The organism is Viridibacillus sp. KH_047 (assembly GCF_057838945.1).
The window spans coordinates 2,872,829-2,892,842 of record NZ_CM174479.1 but is presented as its reverse complement, the minus strand read 5'-3'; the positions used below and the strand labels follow the sequence as shown (position 1 = coordinate 2,892,842).

The 20,014-nt window shown below is 34.5% G+C and carries 21 protein-coding genes and 1 pseudogene; 15 read left to right on the top strand and 7 right to left on the bottom strand.

All coding sequences use genetic code 11. The annotated features are described in order from the left end of the window. Positions 1–77 precede the first annotated feature (77 nt). The 4 genes from AC3IS5_RS14290 (at position 78) to AC3IS5_RS14275 (ending at position 4,198) form a co-directional block, all read left to right on the top strand. Positions 78–680: an HD domain-containing protein gene (locus AC3IS5_RS14290; RefSeq protein WP_489427900.1), complete on the top strand. Its 603-nt coding sequence runs from the start codon at positions 78–80 to the stop codon at positions 678–680. Continuing rightward, positions 677–2,560, top strand: coding sequence for an ABC-F family ATP-binding cassette domain-containing protein (locus tag AC3IS5_RS14285; protein ID WP_489425024.1), 1,884 nt, complete (start codon positions 677–679; stop codon positions 2,558–2,560). The genes AC3IS5_RS14290 and AC3IS5_RS14285 overlap by 4 nt, the downstream gene beginning before the upstream one ends. A 14-nt stretch (positions 2,561–2,574) precedes the next feature. After that, positions 2,575–3,699: a conserved virulence factor C family protein gene (locus tag AC3IS5_RS14280; protein WP_489425023.1), complete on the top strand. Its 1,125-nt coding sequence runs from the start codon at positions 2,575–2,577 to the stop codon at positions 3,697–3,699. A gap of 283 nt (positions 3,700–3,982) precedes the next feature. Next, positions 3,983–4,198, top strand: a complete 216-nt coding sequence (locus AC3IS5_RS14275) for a hypothetical protein (RefSeq protein WP_489425022.1) — start codon at positions 3,983–3,985, stop codon at positions 4,196–4,198. A 73-nt stretch (positions 4,199–4,271) separates the two neighbouring features. Here the strand turns inward: AC3IS5_RS14275 and AC3IS5_RS14270 are convergent, their stop codons facing one another. Next, positions 4,272–4,454 (bottom strand): hypothetical protein, encoded by a 183-nt coding sequence (locus AC3IS5_RS14270; RefSeq protein ID WP_489425021.1) that lies wholly within the window; start codon positions 4,452–4,454, stop codon positions 4,272–4,274. Between the two features lie 388 nt (positions 4,455–4,842). Here AC3IS5_RS14270 and AC3IS5_RS14265 point away from each other — a divergent pair, with 388 nt between their 5' ends. Both AC3IS5_RS14265 and AC3IS5_RS14260 read left to right on the top strand, forming a co-directional pair. Continuing rightward, positions 4,843–5,418: a GNAT family N-acetyltransferase gene (locus AC3IS5_RS14265; RefSeq protein ID WP_489425020.1), complete on the top strand. Its 576-nt coding sequence runs from the start codon at positions 4,843–4,845 to the stop codon at positions 5,416–5,418. A 140-nt stretch (positions 5,419–5,558) separates the two neighbouring features. Then, entirely contained in the window at positions 5,559–5,975 is a 417-nt protein-coding gene (locus AC3IS5_RS14260) for a PH domain-containing protein (RefSeq protein ID WP_489425019.1), read from the top strand. Between the two features lie 48 nt (positions 5,976–6,023). Here AC3IS5_RS14260 and AC3IS5_RS14255 read toward each other — a convergent pair whose 3' ends face one another. After that, entirely contained in the window at positions 6,024–6,992 is a 969-nt protein-coding gene (locus tag AC3IS5_RS14255) for a carbohydrate kinase family protein (RefSeq protein WP_489425018.1), read from the bottom strand. 297 nt (positions 6,993–7,289) lie between these two features. Between AC3IS5_RS14255 and AC3IS5_RS14250 the strand changes: the two genes are divergently transcribed. From AC3IS5_RS14250 to AC3IS5_RS14240, 3 genes are all read left to right on the top strand, one after another. Next, entirely contained in the window at positions 7,290–8,480 is a 1,191-nt protein-coding gene (locus AC3IS5_RS14250; RefSeq protein ID WP_489425017.1) for a hypothetical protein, read from the top strand. A gap of 338 nt (positions 8,481–8,818) precedes the next feature. Then, on the top strand, positions 8,819–9,541 hold the full coding sequence (locus AC3IS5_RS14245; protein ID WP_489425016.1) for an N-acetylmuramoyl-L-alanine amidase: 723 nt from the start codon (positions 8,819–8,821) through the stop codon (positions 9,539–9,541). Positions 9,542–9,601: 60 nt separating this feature from the next. Then, positions 9,602–10,096: a hypothetical protein gene (locus tag AC3IS5_RS14240; RefSeq protein ID WP_489425015.1), complete on the top strand. Its 495-nt coding sequence runs from the start codon at positions 9,602–9,604 to the stop codon at positions 10,094–10,096. A 158-nt stretch (positions 10,097–10,254) separates the two neighbouring features. On the opposite strand, the gene AC3IS5_RS14235 is transcribed toward AC3IS5_RS14240, so the two are convergent. Together AC3IS5_RS14235 and AC3IS5_RS14230 are read right to left on the bottom strand one after the other, a co-directional pair. After that, complete coding sequence (locus AC3IS5_RS14235; RefSeq protein WP_489425014.1) at positions 10,255–10,539, bottom strand: hypothetical protein; 285 nt, start codon at positions 10,537–10,539, stop codon at positions 10,255–10,257. 116 nt (positions 10,540–10,655) lie between these two features. Beyond that, positions 10,656–10,934 (bottom strand): hypothetical protein, encoded by a 279-nt coding sequence (locus AC3IS5_RS14230; RefSeq protein WP_489425013.1) that lies wholly within the window; start codon positions 10,932–10,934, stop codon positions 10,656–10,658. A gap of 581 nt (positions 10,935–11,515) precedes the next feature. Here AC3IS5_RS14230 and AC3IS5_RS14225 point away from each other — a divergent pair. From AC3IS5_RS14225 to AC3IS5_RS14200, 6 genes and pseudogenes are all read left to right on the top strand, one after another. Next, complete coding sequence (locus AC3IS5_RS14225) at positions 11,516–12,721, top strand: EAL-associated domain-containing protein (protein WP_489425012.1); 1,206 nt, start codon at positions 11,516–11,518, stop codon at positions 12,719–12,721. Between the two features lie 285 nt (positions 12,722–13,006). After that, positions 13,007–13,801 (top strand): VLRF1 family aeRF1-type release factor, encoded by a 795-nt coding sequence (locus tag AC3IS5_RS14220; protein WP_489425011.1) that lies wholly within the window; start codon positions 13,007–13,009, stop codon positions 13,799–13,801. A gap of 106 nt (positions 13,802–13,907) precedes the next feature. Next, entirely contained in the window at positions 13,908–14,018 is a 111-nt protein-coding gene (locus AC3IS5_RS14215; protein ID WP_489425010.1) for an IS3 family transposase, read from the top strand. 652 nt (positions 14,019–14,670) lie between these two features. Beyond that, entirely contained in the window at positions 14,671–15,165 is a 495-nt protein-coding gene (locus AC3IS5_RS14210) for an LURP-one-related/scramblase family protein (RefSeq protein ID WP_489425009.1), read from the top strand. A gap of 463 nt (positions 15,166–15,628) precedes the next feature. Further along, positions 15,629–15,804, top strand: a pseudogene (locus AC3IS5_RS14205) (NUDIX hydrolase); the annotation flags it as partial. Between the two features lie 147 nt (positions 15,805–15,951). Beyond that, positions 15,952–16,722 (top strand): sporulation protein, encoded by a 771-nt coding sequence (locus AC3IS5_RS14200; RefSeq protein WP_489425008.1) that lies wholly within the window; start codon positions 15,952–15,954, stop codon positions 16,720–16,722. 573 nt (positions 16,723–17,295) lie between these two features. Here the strand turns inward: AC3IS5_RS14200 and AC3IS5_RS14195 are convergent. The 3 genes from AC3IS5_RS14195 to AC3IS5_RS14185 all read right to left on the bottom strand — a co-directional run bounded on the left by AC3IS5_RS14195 (position 17,296) and on the right by AC3IS5_RS14185 (position 19,844). Beyond that, positions 17,296–18,060 carry an SDR family NAD(P)-dependent oxidoreductase gene (locus AC3IS5_RS14195; RefSeq protein ID WP_489425007.1) on the bottom strand — a complete coding sequence of 255 codons (765 nt, stop codon included), beginning with the start codon at positions 18,058–18,060 and terminating at the stop codon, positions 17,296–17,298. Between the two features lie 116 nt (positions 18,061–18,176). Further along, positions 18,177–19,523 (bottom strand): APC family permease, encoded by a 1,347-nt coding sequence (locus tag AC3IS5_RS14190; RefSeq protein ID WP_489425006.1) that lies wholly within the window; start codon positions 19,521–19,523, stop codon positions 18,177–18,179. Positions 19,524–19,640: 117 nt separating this feature from the next. Then, positions 19,641–19,844 (bottom strand): hypothetical protein, encoded by a 204-nt coding sequence (locus AC3IS5_RS14185; RefSeq protein WP_489425005.1) that lies wholly within the window; start codon positions 19,842–19,844, stop codon positions 19,641–19,643. Positions 19,845–20,014: the final 170 nt, after the last annotated feature.

Sequence of the window (20,014 nt, the reverse complement as noted above, 5' to 3'; positions counted from 1 at the left end):
TTAGCTACCTTTATAATAGAAGGTAGCTGTTTTATTTAGGAGGAACAAAATTGAAAATAGTAGAACAATGTGAGCTAATGGTAAAAGATATTTATAATCAGTTTGATGCAAGTCATGATTGGCAACATATTGAACGAGTTATGCAAAATGCAAAAGCAATATTAAAAACAGAACCTTCAGCTGATATTGAATTAGTAGAACTCGCAGTTTTATTGCACGATGTAAGTGATTCGAAATATACAGATACAAAAGAAAATGAACTACGAATATTACAACAGCTTAATATTTCAGAAAAAAGACAACAAACAATTCGAGAAATCATTGCTTCTGTATCATACAATGGAGGCAACCAATTAGAAGCCGCATCCATTGAAGCGCAAATCGTACGTGATGCAGATCGCTTAGATGCTATCGGAGCGGTAGGGATTGCAAGAACATTTGCCTACGGCGGGGCTAAAGGTCGTAAACTCTATGATGACCAAGAAGAGGCACGTGAAAATATGTCTATTGAAGACTATCGCAATAAGGAAACAGCTTCTGTCACACACTTTTACGAAAAGCTATTATTACTAAAAGATCTAATGACAACAACAAAAGGTAAGCAGATGGCTAAAGAACGACATGAATTTATGGTATGCTTTTTAAAACAGCTTAAAAATGAAAGAGACGGGGAATTATGAGCCATTTAATTATATCTAACTTAACAAAAACGGTCGGAGATAAAACTCTATTCAAAAATATTGACTTTACTATTTATAGCGGTGAGCGTGCAGGTTTAATTGGCATCAATGGCACGGGTAAATCGACCCTTATGTCTATACTGGCTGGAGACCTTGATGCAGACCAAATTGACAAAGATCATCCAAACAAATATCGCATCGCACATTTACCTCAAAATCCAGAATTTGCTCAAGATGAAACAGTATTACAAGCTGTATTCTCGGGAGATTCACCGATTTTAAAATTAAACCGTGATTATGAAGATACACTCTCTTTACTCGGCAAAAATCCAGAATCATCACAACTACAAACGCAGTTATTCCGTTTACAGCAAGAAATGGATACACAGCAAGCATGGGACGTCAATGCATTAGCGAAAACAGCCCTGACAAAGCTCGGTATTGAAATGTTTGATGAACAAGTAACCAATCTATCTGGTGGTCAACAAAAGCGTGTAGCTTTAGCGAAAGTACTAATTGAACCTGCAGATCTATATTTACTAGATGAGCCTACCAACCATTTGGATGTGCAATCAACTGAATGGCTACAAGAGATGGTACTACGTTTAAAAGGTGCAGTCATTTTCATCACCCATGATCGTTATTTCCTTGATGAAATTTCCACGCATATCTATGAACTCGCAGATCAAACATTGTACAAGCATAAAGGTAATTATGGTGACTATTTAGAATCCAAAGCGATTCGCGAAGAAATGGCTGTTGCTACTCAAGCGAAAATGCGCAACCGTTATCGATCTGAGTTGAAATGGATTCGTCGCGGAGCACAAGCCCGTTCAACTAAGCAAAAAGCCCGTATCCAGCGCTTTGAAGAACTATCTGATAATATTGACCGTAATTCAGATGATGGTGGTCTTGAGCTTGGTTTAGCAACATCAAGACTAGGTAAAAAAGTGTTGGAGGCAGAGAGTGTCACAAAATCATTTGGTGAACGTCATATCATTAAAGATTTTTCATTCCTTTTACAGCAAGGTGATCGCATAGGTATTATCGGTGCAAATGGAGCAGGGAAAAGTACACTATTGAAAATGCTTGCTGGTGAAATTGCACCTGATCAAGGTCGAATCGAAGTGGGTTCAACAGTCCGTATTGCTCATTTTACACAACAATTACCACAAATGAATGACAATCAACGTATGATTGAGTATATTCGTGAGTCAGCTAATGATATTCAAGATTCAGAAGGAGAACATCATTCGGCTGCCTCGATGTTAGAACGCTTTTTATTCCCATTGCATACACATGGAACACCGATTGGAAAGCTCTCTGGTGGAGAACGAAAACGTCTTTATCTATTGAAATTGTTAATGGAACAACCTAATGTACTTTTACTAGATGAACCTACAAATGATTTAGATATCGAAACGCTTTCTGTTTTGGAAGACTTTATCGAACAATTCCCAGGTGTTGTAGTGACCATTTCCCATGACCGTTTCTTCTTAGATCGTATTGCGAAAAAGCTATGGATATTGGATGGACAAGGTGGAGTTGACGAAAGTCTAGACATCTACAGTGAATATTTGGCAGCACTTGGAGCTACACCGGCACCTGTGAAAGAAGAAAAAGTTGATAAACCAAAAGAACAAAAAGTGAAAACACAAAAGAAAAAACTTTCATTTAAAGAGCAAAAAGAATGGGAAACAATAGAAGTTGATATTGCAAAATTAGAAGAAGCGATTATGGATGCAGAAGAAGGTGTATCTACAGCGGGTTCGGACTTCACAAAGCTTCAACAATTAACAGCTGAATTGGAAGAACTAAATGCAAAGTATGAGCACCTTATTGAACGATGGGAATACTTACAGGACATTGTGAACCAATAAGAGGGGGATTATAAATGAAAATTTTAACAATAGAACCAACGCCAAGTCCAAATACAATGAAAATCGTTCTAGATCATGAATTACCATTTGGGAAAGCACATAACTATAACGAAGCCAATAAAACGGATGCGCCAAAAGAAGTACAGGACATACTAGCAATCGAAGGCGTCAAAGGTGTCTATCACGTAGCAGATTTCCTAGCAGTTGAACGTATTGCAAAATATGACTGGGAAAGTATATTAGCAGCTGTTCGCATTGCATTTGGTGAAGATGAAAAAGCAAAGAAAAGTGAACAACAAATGGATGAACATTTTGGAGAAGTGTACGTACATGTTCAAATGTTTAAAGGTATCCCTTTACAAGTCAAAGTGTTTGATAGTATTGCGGAAAAACGTTTTGGACTAGCAGATCGATTTATCAATGCTTTTAATGAGGCGATGAGTACAGATGAGAACTACATTTATGAACGTAAATGGGTAGACTATGGTGTTCGTTACGGTGATAAACAGGAGATTGGTGATAGCGTTGTAGCAGAACTGGAAGCTTCTTTCCCTCAACAACGTATTGATGAATTGATCTTGGCTAGTAAAGAGAAAAAAGACGTTGTTGAAACACGTAAACGAAAAGTTTCTTTAGAAGAATTTTTAGTAGATGATTGGGAACTTCGATTCCAACTGTTAGATCAAATGGCAGATCCAGAAATTGAAGATTTACCTTTACTTGAAAAAGCGTTACAAGATGAAAAGATGTCTATTCGTCGTTTAGCAACTATCTATTTAGGTATGATCGAAGATGTGGCAGTTGTACCTTTGTTAGTACAAGCTTTAAATGATAAGAGCTCTTCCGTACGTAGAACTGCAGGGGATTGCATTAGTGATTTAGGTTTTGTAGAGTTTGAATCTGCAATGATGGAGTCTCTTAAAGACCGCAACAAGCTTGTCCGTTGGCGTGCTGCCATGTACTTGTATGAAACGGGTACAGAAGCCTCTCTAAAATCTCTTGAAGAAGCAAGTGATGACAGTGAATTTGAAGTTAAACTACAAGTGAAAATGGCAATTGCTCGTATTTCGCAAGGTGAGGAAGCAAAGGGTTCAGTATGGAAACAGATGACAGAAGCTCGTGCTACAAAAAAAGGATAAATATATAAAGGAAGAAGGCAGCTGGGATTAATATCCTGTGCTGTCTTTTTATTAACTATTAAAATTTCTATAGTTATTTATTGATAATTGAAAAATACAAAAGAAGTTATTTTTAACAACAATTATTTTTGAAAATTAGTTCCTTTATATTTTATTTTACATTTATAGTGTGACTTTTGTCTCTCTATAGTATAATGATATGGTTGTGTAAAAAGAAACAGAAAAATGATTTGTAGATTTTACAAGGGTTTTCGAGTAGTTAAATGATGACAGGAGAGATTGTATGATTTGTGGGAAATGCGATTGTGAAAAAAAAACAGCTTTAGTTGTGCAAAATTTCAAGCTTAACGGTGGAGAACTACATATTCAAAATATACCAGCATCCCTTTGTGACTGCGATGTATGGATTGCGCCTTCTATTAGAATGGAGCTGCAACGATATGCAACAGAAAACAGTCATTTACAAGGTATACATAATATTTCATTTGAAGAGATTTAATAAAAGAATTCATATGTAAATGTAAAAGGACTTCTGAAACTGGAAGTCCTTTTTAGTGTTAATGATCTTTAGTTTAGTGCATTGCGTTTTTATGTTCAGTTGCTGAGAATATACGCATGCTACGATAGATAAATTGTATACATAACAGAAATAAGATAACTCTAACAACAGAACTCTGAATAGGTGCTACGATAGAAAATACAAAAAGGGAAATGCTTAGAACAATAAAGAATACAGCTGTATTGAAATCCTTCATCAAGAAAACTCCTTTTGAATACTTCATATGATTGTTCATTTATTTTTCTCGTATCACAAAAGTTCTATACATTAAGTATGAAAATTAATTGTCAAAATCAAAATGATTCAAAGAATAGACATTTTTTCAAATCCTACAAGCAGATTTAAAAATGTTAAGAATGTCTATTAAATGATTGGTTAATGGATTGAATAAGAATATCAATATAAATATCGAAAAAATATTGAAATATTTGTGAACATTTGTTTATAATTGTACTAATAAAAAAAATTCATCATTAATTTGAAAAAAGTAATTCAGCAACCCTAAAAAAGATGGTAAATGTAAAGGCTTAAAAAATCTTATATATTTATAAATAACAAATGGCATATTAGAAAGGAGATCGTCTATGGACAGAATTAGACTTGTACCACATGATGTCATGTACGCTGAAAAAATATCATCATTAATCAGTTCGGAATTAGTGAAAAATGCACTAGGTATGAATGATTGTCAAACGTCTGTTAATGGAGTACTCAATTTTATTCGTGGCATGCAACTTGCAGAAAGAGAGAATCAACAATTATCGCGTGTAATTATAAATGATACTTCTGAAATTGTAGGTGTTACGACACTCAAAGATATAGAGCATGAAAAGAAGTTATGCCATATCGGAACTTGGATTGCGGATCCTTTTTGGGGCCTTGGATATAATGAGCAGGCAAAAGAAAAGATACTACTTATAGCGTTTAATCATTTTAAGTTAGAGTATGTATTTGCTGGTGCTAGAGTAGAAAACATTCGCTCTCAAAAAGCCCAAGCTAAACTCCCTTATATGACATTGTCAGTTGAAGAAGAATTTCCTGAAGAACTAATAAAAATGGAGCGTCAAGAAAAAACACCATGTGTCTTAAATGTTATTAAAAGAGACGATTTCCTAGCTTGGTACGAAAAGTATTATTACGGTAAAGTTATGAATAACTAAAAAAACGATTCCTATATGTAGGAGTCGTTTTTTTGATTGAAAGAAGACATAGAATTAGGGTATTAAGTGGTTAATTGTAATTATTTGAAACTAATAGTTCATATCACCCGTAGAATAGTTAATGAAGGGCGGTGAGTCGAATGTATTTTCCATCTAAAAAAGATGTTTGGGTAGGAGTTATTAATTGGGGTGTTATATTATCTTGTTTTCTACCCGTAGCAATTCAAAGAGATTATGAAGCTCTATTTTTTACTATTCCACTAGCATTTTTTCTAGAATGGAGTTGGTTTACTACGGGATATAGAATCTCTAACGAACTACTGATAATCCAAAGCGGACCGTTAAAAAAGAGAATTCCAATAAAGGATATTAAAAAGATTACCAGAACGAAGAATCCATTAGCTTCTTCTGCGCTGTCATTTGATCGCATTGAAATTAGTTATGGAACTGATTATGGCATGGCACTTGTTTCTCCCAAGGATAAGAGTGGATTTGTAACATACTTAAAAAAGATTAACCCTCAAATTGAGTTGGATAATAAGTTAAAAGAGGTGTAATAAAAGTGATTTTATGAATCACTTTAACCATCTCTTTTTACACGATTCTTATTTTTTAAAGCGTTTTTGAATATCCTCTAATGTCGGTAGAGCAGCAAATGCTCCTTGTTTAGTTGTAGTTAATGCCCCACACTGATTGGCAAAGGTCAATAATTCGTCAGCGGATTGTCTACAATAATTAACTAATTCATTCAGCTCAACATTACTTGTTAATAGCTTATATAAGAATGCACCAATAAATGCGTCACCAGCCCCAGTAGTATCTTGCACGTTAACATCACAACCTGGAACGCTGAAGGATGAATCCTTTGTGAAAAGAGTCGCGCCACTAGCACCTTTTGTATAGATCACAACTTTTACATGACCTATAAACAAAGATTCAATAGCAGTCTCTACTTCATTGATACCAGTTATGAAATCTAATTCTTCATCTGAAATTTTCACTATATCTGTAAAAGGTAAAAATGTTAATATAGTTTCTCTACAATTTGCTTTTGAATCCCATAGAGGGAGTCGAACATTTGGATCAAAGCTAATCAAAGTACCATTTTCACGCGCATAGGAAATAGCTTTTTTATGGGCTTTTTTCATAGGACTTTCAACTAAATCAACAGAACAAAAATGCAATAAGTCACCAGGTGTGAACCATTCTGATTTTATGTATTCTTCTTTATATAACAAATCGGCAGATGGATTTCTATAAAAGGAAAAATCTCGTTCTCCGTCGTCAGTTAAAGACACAAATGCAAGGGCTGTGTTTGCCTCTTTTGTTACTTTTATTAAATTTGTGTTTACCTCTAATTGCTGTAATGCGTCAATTAAGAATTGACCGAAAGCGTCTGCTCCTACTTGGCTAATTAATGAAGCGTTTCCTCCGAGTTTGGCTACAGTTGCCGCTACATTTGCAGGGGCTCCACCCGCCATTTTTTTAAATGAAGCTACGTCTTTTAACAGGATACCTCGTTGTTCTGGGATGAAATCTATTAATACTTCTCCAATTGTATAAAGTGTTCTCATATAGGTTCCTCACCCTCAATATGCCATATATTCACTTTATTTTATTTGGAAATGAAAAACAATGTTTAAGTTGATTTCTAATAGGTAAAGAATAGCGGGTATATGTTTTTTTTCCCGTTACTAATACTGAACCGGTCTGAATTAATTATTATTTCAAAGTAGTAAAGATGTATAAAGTGCATTTTGGTTCACTATTTATAGTAAAATGTGAGAAATTTTAGTATGATTATCTAAGTAAACTACGGCTATTATTTTTTACAATTTTAAAATTCATACATAGCAAAACAGGAGGTCCAGATGAAAAAGCAGTTGATAGTAGCCATCACAAGTTTAATGGTGATTGGTTTAGGGCTATATGCATTTCTTCATGTATCGGCTACAAATCAAAAAAAATCCATATTTATCAAACAACAAACAATGGAAGAACCTAAATTCTTAGCAGATAAAAGAGCCATTCTTTATGCATCATCACCGACAGAACAGCTAGAAAAAGGAACTGGAAAAAGTATGGCGATATTTATCGATAAAAAAGGATCTGCCTCTGCAATGGAAATGGCTGGAATGGAATTTGGAGCGAGTAAGTACAATGGTGAGCAATTATACTTAGATGCCAAAAAAAGTGTTTATCTATTAGGGGAAAACGCACAGCAATTTCCGATGGAACGTGATGAAATTCGCAATACGCTATCTGGATATCTTTCTTCAGAAGCAATCTTTTTTAGTTTGTATAACACTGGTTTTAGTGAAAATGCAGATTATGATACTGGCGTACGATATGGCAGTTCATCAGGCTTTAAAACAGCTTCTTTACCGTTTTATGTAGCAACAGCAGGTACTATGAAAGATGAAATAATTGTTTTAACTCAAGATCTAGTCAAAGGAAGCTTTGATTTGAAATCTGTTACTTTAAAAAACAAGGTAAATATAAGACAATTAGCATCAGTACCTTTACCACATGCTGAAGAATTGGATCCAATCTCATCTATTTTAGAAGATAAGGAAAATTATTATATTGTCCTATCATATTTTGAAGACGATGCAAAAGAAGATATTTTGCTTGCAACCATCAATAAACGAACATTCACTTTAGGTGTAAAAAACCTCGTTGAGTATCGAAGTGAAGAAATTGTATCGAACTCTTTACCTTTTAACTTTGATAATTCAACGCATCTTCATAATCAGGAATTATATTATATTAACGGGTTAGGGGAAGTATATTCATACAATACTTCAAATGATGTTATCCAAAAAAAGTTTCGACTTAACCGACCTACTGGTACATTTCATCCAGAATTTGAGCAAGTCGATTTTAGAGGACAATCACTATTTTATTTAAATAACCGGAAAAAGGACGTTTATTTTCTTGAAAAATACGATCTTGTAACTGGTGAAATGATAGAAGAGCAAAAAGTAGAAAACTTGGATAAAATACTAAAACAAGAAAAGAAAGAACTTACCTTATATAATTTAGAATTATTACATTCGTAAAGAACACCCAGATGCTTCAATGCATTTGGGTCTTTTTTTATGAAAAAACTCTTTCTTTAAGTTTGTAAACTCTATGTAACAAGTAAAGGAGGATAAGAATAAATCGTGACTTGTCATGCTTACGTGATATCTCTAACTACTAAAATAAGCATGCCGTGTCATGTATGAAAATTTTGACCACTGTTTTACCAGTAATTAACCTATTAAAAGTTTAAAAGTAGGCTTCAAACTCATATTTTTCACAAAAGTGATAGGTTCAGCATTTAATATGTAGTAATGACACTGCAATTAATCTTTTACTAGGGACAAGAATCCATATCAAAGGAGCTGAAAGATAAATGGTCATAATAAGAAAACACTTAGTTTCACAATCAGTCACAAATAAAGTAACAAGTGGGACAGGAAACGGTCGCAAATGGATTACTATCCACGAGACAGATAATACAAGAAAAACTGCTAATGCAAATGCACATGCTCGTTTACAAGCAATGGGAAATAGCCGTGCTGCTTCTTGGCACTGGACAGTAGACGATAAGGAAGCTGTACAATCATTTGATCATAGCGTACAGTGTTGGGCTGCAGGGGATGGAAATGGCGATGGAAATGCAAACTCCATTCACATTGAAATTTGTGTAAATGAAGATGGAAATTACAAAAAAGCAGTAGAAAATACTGCCATTCTAGTTGCTAAAATTATGAAAGACGAAAAAATCGCCATCAGTAATGTTGTGCAACACAATCATTGGAGTGGTAAAAACTGTCCATCTAAAATGAGAAGTGGTAAAGCGGCTTATACTTGGGTAACATTTCGTAAATTAGTTTCAAAAACAAAAATTACTACAGTTTCAAAGCCTATAACAAACAAAACTTTCCAAGTCCAAGTGTTAGCAAACGTATTGAATTACTACGACGGTCCAAGATGGTCAAATCCAACTGGTACAGTAAAAAAAGGAGTAAAGTTAACAATTGAAAAAAAAGTTCTTGTAGGTGGTTCTGCAATGTATAAAACAATTAGTGGAACATATGTAACAGCAAACTCCAAATATGTTAAAAAGCTTTAAACCCTCTAATGATAAGTCAATTGATTTTGGCTCATTTTGAATCGGAGGGAGGTAAATTTTATGGCATTTAATAATCCAAAATGGAGAAGGTTCGTAAGTGCTCACATACTCAAGCGTGTAGAACCTATTGCAGGTAGTATAGTGTATTGCAAATTACTAGGACTTCCAAATACGATAATCGGTACACCAGATCATACTGGTATTTATGTTGGTAATAAAAGAGTTATAGAGTTGAATGGTAACGAAAAAATTATCGAAGTAGATTACTATAATTTTTTAAATGGCTCATCTGTACGTTCTGGAACAGAATTATATGTAGCTTGCGATATGAACGGTAATGTCTTGCATGACCCAGCAATTGCTAGAAGAGCGATAGCAGCAAGAAATACGCACAATGGTTACCATCTTATTAGAAACAATTGCCATATGTTCACATCACGTTGCATTAAAGGTACAAACAATGATCCACTAGATGCAACATTTAAGAATTTGGAGAGAAATATTAAAAGGCATTTTGGCGTTCCTGTGATTAGTTGGCGAACTGTAAAACAGTAAATTTTCCTCGGTTTAAATGATTCAGTGAACATTAAGACATTAAAATCACATTAGTTTTTTGAACAAAATAGTAAATGTACTAGGCCGAGATTTACGTCAATCTTGGCGTTTTTTTGTTCAAATTTTTAGGGAAGTATGTATTATGTGTAAGGGTATATTTAGTTTCTATCAATCTTCCGCTCTAATCTAGCTAATTGCGCAACTATAAAATCTAATTGTTTTTGCATATTTTTCAATTGGCGATTATTATTTGATTGGTTCTTTGTATTTGTCTGTGCCTCTTCCTGAACTTCATTTACCTCCTCGACAAGGGCCAGAGCGAATAAAGCATCGGATATTACTCTAACAGTCGCCGCAAGAATCTCAATTTTGTCGGAATTTTTTGTTCCAGGTATTGCAGAACTTATTATTTCATCTAAATTTATATTAAAGTTATCATTCAATGCATTACCCTCCTTCAGATAAAAAACAATAGTTTCTATTAATTACATTTAAGATAATTCAATGAAAAAGCCGATTTAATGGTAAAGTGACGCCATCTTCTTTTATGAATTTTGTGTTATTTACCTGAATTTCTGTAACTAATAAAAGCGCTTTTTAAAGCGGCATAATTTCCTACAGCTGCATATCCGTAAAACCACCCCATAAATACACCAGCTAGTAAATCATGTCTGTGACTAATGAAAATAGAAATTATTAAACCAAAGAATAACGCAATTGTAGGTACAAATTTTGAAGGAGTATGATAAACGATTTTAATTAGTTGAGTAATAATTATTATTATCGGAATGGCAATAACTGCATCCCAAAAATTTGTATGGATAATAGGGAAATTCATGCACACACCACTTTCAACTAGTTTGATTATATTTTCGCCTTAAATTAAGTAATTATTCATGTATTTATCAGAAGTTGAGGTATGAGTGACATGTTAATAATGTGTAATGACGAAATAAAAAGAAGTTCATATGGTTTTATTAATTTTTAAAGTTTACATGTTAATTTTTTTAATCAATATGTCTCAAAAAAAATAAAGACCCATCATCATAAGTGCACAACGAATGCTCTTTTAGAATTTAAAATCTTTCTATAGTGTATGATAAACTTATGCAGGTGTAACTTGTACAAAATGTACTGTAAATAATGCAAGTGAAAGAAAGTAGTGTAAGCTTTACTTCATGCGGAATTTAACTTAAATATGAGTTAGTTAAATGTATTTAGCACATGATCTAGCTTTTATTGGTGAAACGTTTTTTTGAATTGTGTTCCATTTTATTTTGGTAAAAGTTTCATTGAGTTCATTTGCATATTCCTGTATGACGGCATATCATGAAAATAGAGATAATTGTTTTCAAAAAAGATAATTGTTTCATGATTTCAAGATTGTCTTATGGTCAATCGGTTAAGGAGGTCTATGGGATGGACGCAATTGATGTATTAACAAACTTAGAGAAATTGAAGGTATACTACCAGCCCATTTTTAGTGCAGACGAGCATGTTGTTATTGCATATGAAGTCTCTGGCAAGCTTATAGATAAAGAAGAGCTTATAAATTTAAATACATTTGCCTACGATGACGATATTCCTGAAGAGTACCGGGTGGAAGTAGAGCATAAAATTTTGCATTTGGCTCTTTCCCAATTAGCGGTAGAATCAAAAAATTTCGATATTTATCTACCGTGCAATGCGAACTTGTTAATACTTGACTATGGGGAAAGTTTTTTTGAAATTATAAAAAAATACATACCCGAGGAAGAGCTAAGTCGAATTGTTCTTGTAATTTCAGAGCATAATTTTAATGGTGAATTCAGACAGCTAAATAATATCATTCGTTATTTTCAAACTTATGGTATGAAAATTGCTATTAATCAGGTTGGTTCTGAAAGTCATTGGGACTATATTAAAACCTTGTCTCCTAATATTTTGAAGTTAAATATAGAGCAATTGAGTTATCAATCTTGGGGTGAGCAAAATGATTTGTTCACATCACTTGGTAAATTAGCGCGTAAAATTGGTGCTAATATGTTATTTGAGGGTATTGATAAAGAATACAAACTTCAATTTGCGTGGAAAAATGGAGGACGTTATTATCAAGGAAAATATCTAGCTGATGTACATACAGGAACAATTCCACGGGATCAATTAAAGAAAAGTTTTAAAGAGCGGTGTCAGCAGTTTATCTCAACAGAAAAGCGCTTGTTAGAAGATAATTACAATGCATTAAAAACTTTGCAAAATACATTAGAGAAATCCGTACAACGTATGAAGCCTTCGAGCGACAATACGGACCAACTTCTAGCGCTTGCCAAAGAACTCGATGCATATTCTTTCCGACTTTATATATGTGATGGTGAGGGCTTTCAAACATCACCTAATATCATGTATATCGATAAGAAATGGCATATACAAGAAGAAGCGGTTAATAAAAATTGGAGCTGGCGTCCATACTTCTTAAAAACAATCATTGAAATGCGAAATGACCAAAGTGGTGTTTTATCTGACTTATATAGCGATATTGACACAGGAGAATTGACACGTACTTTCTCTATACCGGTAAATGTGAATGAATACCTATTTATTGATATTTCCTACGATTATTTATATAACCATAATATTTTTAGATGAAATGGGGTACTGCTAAGGAGAGATTTTCTCAATCTTGCAGTACTTTTTTCTTTTTGTAATTAGTTTGAAAATTTTTCATTTACAGCTAATACCTTCTCTATATTTCCTTTTCTGCACAATTAATATGTCTCCAATTTAATCAGAGTAAGAATTTAATTTTTCTCATCCTAATTTATTTTGCAATTTCTTTAATGTAGTTTCTGATTCGTTTTAGAATCAGCGTGTCTGGGTATGTTAATTGGGTAAGCTTATATAGATGTAAAACTTAAGGAGGTTACTGAATTTATGTCAATAAGTAAAGAGCTACAGACCCTAAAAGAATTTAAGTGTAACGAACGTTGTGTGTTGAGTGTGTATTTAAATACTAATCCAGCTGATCCGGATCAGCTGAAAGGTGCATGGAAAATTCATTTAAAAAGTGGTTTAAAGCGAATGGAAGAGTATATAACAGCTTCTAAAAATGAGGATGAACTTAAAGCATTTAAAACAGTGAAAGATAAAGTTGTTAAAGAAATAGATGACCATTCGAATGAATTGCGAAAAGGAGTCGTTATTTTTGCTTCGGACAATCCAAGTTTGTGGTCGGTCCACTATGTCCAAGTACAGGTGAAAACGAGTTTTCACTGGGAGGATCATCCGGTACTTGAAGAAATGGAATACATGTACAAGGCTTATCCAGATGCGGGCATTATCTTACCAAGCTTTGGGGAGGTACGTATTCTAGATACAGCAATGGGCTTCTTAAATGATGAACTTATTTACGATTTCGAACCGAATCTGGAAGAATGGGGAAATCGAAAAAAAGTGACTCCTGACAATCATCCTGGCATTGGAAGCAGCAAAGCAGGTGCTTTAGAGCCTCGGCTGAAAGAGAATTTGGGTCGATTCTATAAAGGGATGGGCGAAATTGTAGAACGATTGAAGAAAGAGCGTGGCTGGAAGGAGATACATGTGGCCGGAGAAATTGAAATGGCAAAGGCTTTTGCCGAAACCTTACGTGAAAAACCAACTAGCTGTATTCACAAAAATCTTAACAACAGCAGTGCTAACGAAGTGCTTCACGAAATTTTTGAAAAATAACCGTGTATTAATAAAACTAATTGACTCATTTTATGAGCCAGTTAGTTTTCTTGCGTTCTTGGTCATGAATTAATTGAATAAGATAGGCTCACCTTATTCAAGGACGATGAGTTATGATTACGTTCATTGGTTTAACAATATTCGAATTCACGGAACACTATGCTACTTAACACCGGTGGGGATCAAGCAGCAGTTCTTTAAAAGTTGTCCAGTTTAGTTTTATATATGTGCCGCCGTTTCTTGCCGAAGTTAAATGCATAAAGTCCGAAGACAGTAACCGCAATTTCCAAGAACCGACCGCCAAGCATGGGGCGAATATATTCGTTCATTTCTTCAAAATCTAGTAAGTCAACCGGCAGATATGGGGGCGTTACCCACCTTGTATGCCGTGACAGAACTAACATTAAAGGGAGGGGAATATATCGGTCCAGATGGTAATGGAGGTAGGAAAGGCTATCCTAAGAGAGACGTTATCATCGAAGGATTATACGACGCTAACATCTCAGACAAGCTTTAGAGTGTTTCGGAAAGCTTAACAGGCATCTCTTACAATTTTAAGTAAATAAGAGATTCAGAGCATTGGTTTCGACAGGTCCCCTAAAAGGCTGCCCCTTAAAATTCGTCGTTAGAGTGATACACTGAACCGTACCATAAATAAGTGCGGTTTTTTATATGTTGAGCAAGGTATGCATACTTTTTTACTTGTATACCTTTTTTCGTTAAGAAGGTATTTCGATATAATGCGTTGAAAATATTTTTTCTCTTAAGCAAATTTTCTTGAACAAAATTCAAAAAACGATTTCAATCACTATTAATATCTATGATGAAATCGGTGTTTTAGTAATATGCTATATCGAAGGGGGCCTAGTATGAAGCAACTTTTTATAAAGCAGAAGGTATTCAGCCTAAGTGGCAAATTTACGGTAAAGGATCAGCAGGAGAAGGATGTCTATTATGTGGAGGGCAGTTTTATGCAAATTCCAAAGACTTTCTCCATTATGAATACAACAAGAGATGAAGTCGCACTTATTACGAAAAAGGTATTCAGTTTTTTACCGAAGTTTTTTGTTGAGGTCAATGGTCGAGAAGTGTTAACGATTAAGAAGGAGTTTTCTTTCTTTAAAGCACGCTATACAATTGATGCCGCAGACATTGAGGTACATGGTAACTGGTGGGATATGGACTTTCAGGTCTTACAGTATGGTGAAGTCATCGGTAAAGTGAGCAAGGAGTGGTTCACTTGGGGCGATAGCTATAAGGTTCAAATATTGAATGAAGAGATGGAGGCCATCATTATTGCACTCGTTGTCGCAATTGATTGTGTGAAGGCTGACCATGCTGCTGCTACATCAGCGTCGAGTTAAAATGAAGATGTACACTATAAAATGCTGACGGTTTTCTTTAGAAATTCAAAATTAAAATAACAGTTGAAATAATATCAAAAAAGTGGGGAATCACAAACGAATTCCCTGGTTTTTATTATGGAGTTTTAATGAGAATATTTGTTGGAATTAGTATCTGTAATGAAAGAAAAAATTGATCTAAATGAATAAATGGGCAGGAAGATGGAGTAGATTGAATTTGGGATAATTCGAATAATGGAATTAAAGGAGAATATTTACTTGATAACTGGATTAGTTTTTAAAAGAATCTGCCAGTTGTAGTAGTACTTCGCGCCGGTAAAGTAAAAGATTGGTTCCTTACCAGACTTTCTCTTTGAAAAAAGTGTAAACGGTAATCAGTATTAATGGAGAACTCATTCAATGGAAGAGTGGTTTTTGAGTATGAGAAGTATACAATTTGAGTTTTAACAGCGAGGATTCTGTAATGCCGACGGGAATGCAATCCCAATCCCTATTTATAGGGGGAGGAAACAGTTTTTTGTTCAGTGGTTTTGATTCCATTAGTTCAAGTGGATGAAGAAGCATGTGCTTTTTGAAGTACGTTCATTCACTTTGAGAAAACAACCAGGTGATATTAGTTTCCCTGGTGGTCAAATCGACCTAACATATCCGTCCACCTTTTTGAATCCATTTCAATCATACAAAAATAAAATCCAAACTTTTGTATGCGGCATGAAAAAATTGAAACTTATTATTTGTAGTATTCGTATAGTATTTGTAATTATTTTGATGTAGGGGGATTTATTGATGTCATTCTTTAATAAAATACTAGCGAGTTTTGGAGTAGGCGGAGCTAAGGTTGATACGAAACTGGAAAAAGCAGAGTATATCGCTGGTGAAACAATGCGAGGAGAAGTTGAAGTGTATGGAGGGAATATCGAGCAACAAATTGATTCCATTTATTTGACTGTGAATACTACTTATATCCGAGAGTCAGATGATAAAAAGTATACAGATTCTGCGACAGTGAAACAATATAAAATCACTGCTCCGTTTACTATTGGAATTAATGAAACAAAAGTGATTCCGTTTGAAATCAATCTCCCAGCTGATACGCCAATTACATATGGGAATACACAAGTTTGGGTTAGTACAGGATTAGATATTAAAAATAGTGTAGATCCTACAGATAAAGATTTTATAGCTATTCGTCCAACTAGACTTGTGGCGCAAATTTTAGAGACGATAGATCAAATCGGCTTCAAACTACGCAAAGTGGAATGTGAGCAAGCTTCGTCTAAAATACGTAGTAATTATCCGTTTGTGCAAGAATTCGAGTTTATTCCAACAAACGGAGTTTATAGAGGAAAGCTAGATGAACTAGAAATTTTGTTCCTTTCACAAACTGAACAATCTGCAGAAATACTCATGCAAGTGGATCGAAAAGCAAGAGGTTTCGGAGGGTTTTTAGCAGAAGCATTGGAAATGGATGAAAGTCATATTAGACTATCAATCACGACACAAGATTTACCTAATTTACAAGAGAAGTTAAAACAAATTATTTCTAACCATGTTTGATGCTATTATTTAAGCTAATGATAGAGGGGGGAATTGGTAACTGCAATGTGTATTCTGAATTGGACCATTATTAGAAACTCCTTTAGATTAAGCTGGAATTAATACGAAAATCAAAATAGTGAGCCTTACCACAATTATAATTGAGGTAAGGCTCACTTAGTTTTATTAAGTAGCGCTATTCTGACACTAAAGTTCTTAAGAAATATCTCAATTTTTATATTGCAATTAACCTTAGACTATTCAAATAAGATCATAAATAGAAATTTGAGGGACTAAGTGTACTAATTCTTCTTAACACAAAATTAGTATAGTCAATTAACAACTTCACCATTAATAAATACTTTTTCAACCTTACTGTTAAGGTCGAATGGATTACCAATCCAGATAACAAAGTCAGCATCTTTATTCGGCAATATCCGACATTGTATTACCTCTATTTAATTAGGGCTTCTTTTACCATCTTAAATTCCAACCCTTTAAATATAAAAGCAGGTTGACCGTTAGTATAAGTAACTGCCTACCTGCTTATTTTAGGATTGTATGCGTGTTTTTATTAGTTTTACCCCTTTAGTACTATGCACCTGCTGTTATGCCACCATCAGCAATTACAGGAGAACCAGTCATACAAGATGAATCATCTGAAGCTAAGAATGTTGCTACTTTAGCGATTTCACTTGGGTTGATTGCACGACCAATTGGTTGAATAGAAGATAAGTCTTGTAATACTACATCTCGACCACCATATAACTCAGCATGTGCATCGTTTAATGTCGTATCTACCCAACCTGGGCAAATACAGTTGACTCGAATGTTGTCTTTTGCGTAATCCAAAGCCATCGCTCTTGTTAGCATTAAGATAGCACCTTTTGAAGCTACATAAGCAGATAAGCGCGGTTCTGCTACGAAACTGTTAGCTGAACCCATGTTGATGATTGAACCTTTACCTTGCTTCTGCATAAGTGGTACAGTATGTTTACCCATTAAGAATTGGGATTTAACATTAACATCCATTGTACGTGTCCATGTGTCTTCTGATAGTTCAGTTACTGCACCTGGAATGTTAATAGCTGCATTGTTACATACTACATCTAGTTTACTAAACTTCATAAGTGTAAAGTTTCTAAGTGCTTTAATACTTTCCTCAGATGATACATCTGTTATATGGAAGTATACATCATACCCCTTTTCTTGTAGTTCAGTTGCAAGTGCATTACCTTCTGTCTCTAGTAGGTCAGCTATTACTACGCTTGCACCTTCGGCTACGAAATCTCGAACGATGGCTTCTCCGATACCTCGCGCTCCGCCTGTTACGATTGCTACTTTTCCTTCTAGTCTCATGATGTTCTACCCCTTTTCAATTTGATATATTTAGAATATAGATTACAGGAGAAGTGCGTATTTCTACTCCTCCTCCATAAAAATGTACTATTTAGTATTGTTTTTACTTTTTGGTCTTACATGTTCTTAATCTCAAAACCACTTTCTTTATACCCCTTTGTTTTGATAAAACCAAGAATAGCACCTGAGATTAACCAAACGAAACCTATAGTTAATGTTGTCTTATCGAAACCCGACCAAACGAATGCGCATATAGCGAACCCTATGAATGGGAATAAGAAGTGGAAGAAGAATCCTCGGACACCTCTCTCCTTCTTCTTGAAGTAGAAGTATATGACCGTTGATAGATTCAATACCATAAAGGCTGTTACTGCACCGAAGTTTACTAACATTAAAATTGTCATTATATCAACAGTTAGAATCATAATAACTGAGACTATTACAGATAGGATTATAGCATTTATAGGTGTTTTATATTTTGGATGTATTTTTCTCAAGAAAGTTGAGCCTGGAATCATGTTGTCTCTACCCATTGAGTATAATACACGCGATACAGCAGACTGTACGTTTAATGTCACCGCTAAACCTACCGCTATTACGTTAATTATGATCATTGCTACATAGAAGTATTGTCCGCCTATTTCTTTTGCAATATCAAACATTGCCATGTCTGGATCTAAATCTTTATACCCTTGATGAGCTAATGAAGCCATGTATGACTGAATTAGGAATAACGCCGCTGTTGTTGCTAATGCTATAATAGTTGCCTTACCTACTACTTTTTGAGGGTTTTCCACCTCTTCTGAAAGTGTACTGATACCATCAAAACCTACGAAACCTAATAGAATCATAGATGATGCTGTTGCCACGAATTTCCAGTCGATATGCTCAGGTTGGAAAAATGGTTGAATAGAGAACCCTCCGAAACCTAAACCGTCAATGAATACAAATTTAATCGCAAATCCTATAAATACGATTAACGCTATAATTTGTACGATGAATAAGAATGTATTCACTTTAGCGTTTAACTGTATACCCCTAATATTGATTAAACCCGTAATACATATAAAGACGACTGCTAAGACTTTAATGTTTATGTCAGGGAATAAACCTGATAACCACAAGCCTGAGAATAAACACATCAAGGCGGGTGCGAGAATGTAATCAGATAACATAATCCAACCTGCTAAGAAACCAACATGTGGATTGATACCCTTTCCTACATAAGTGTAAACCGAACCTGCAGATGGGAAATCTTTACTGAATCGAGCGTAACTCAATGCTGTGAAGAACATTAAGACTGCACCGATTAAGTATACAAGAGGAACCATGCCGTAACTTGCCTGTGATACAGAACCAAACACCTGATATGGTGCAAGTGGCGACATTGTAATCATACCAAATATAACCAAATTTCGCATGGTAAGACTTCTTTTCAACTCTTGCTGTTGTGGTAGTTCCATGTGTTTACCTCTTTTCTATTTAGTTTTCTAAGTATCGTATTCCATGTGTACTTTAGTACTGTCTCTAATACCAGTAAATACTTAGGTACTAGCTAATTTCAATAGGATTGATACTATCTAAAGTACGTATCTGCGGTGTGTTAATGGAAGACTAGTTTCATTAAAATCAGCGCCTTCAATACCAACACCTTCTTCAGAGACTCCAAGATGAGTATGTACATCTATTAAACCTTGTGTGATTACTTTTCCTTTTGCATCAATTACTGTATAGCCTTTTTCTGTTATTTTAGCCTCAGATTCAATTCTTTTAAAAAACCCCATTTTTACGAAAATGACGTGATTTTCCAGAAGCTATCCAGTACCATTCCAAATTACTCCGTTTTTGATTGCTAGCATTCCAAAACCCCCAATTTTTATAAAAAAGGATAGTAATATAAAAATAGTTAATACAAACTAATCTCTAATATTCCTTTTTCAGATAATATAATTTT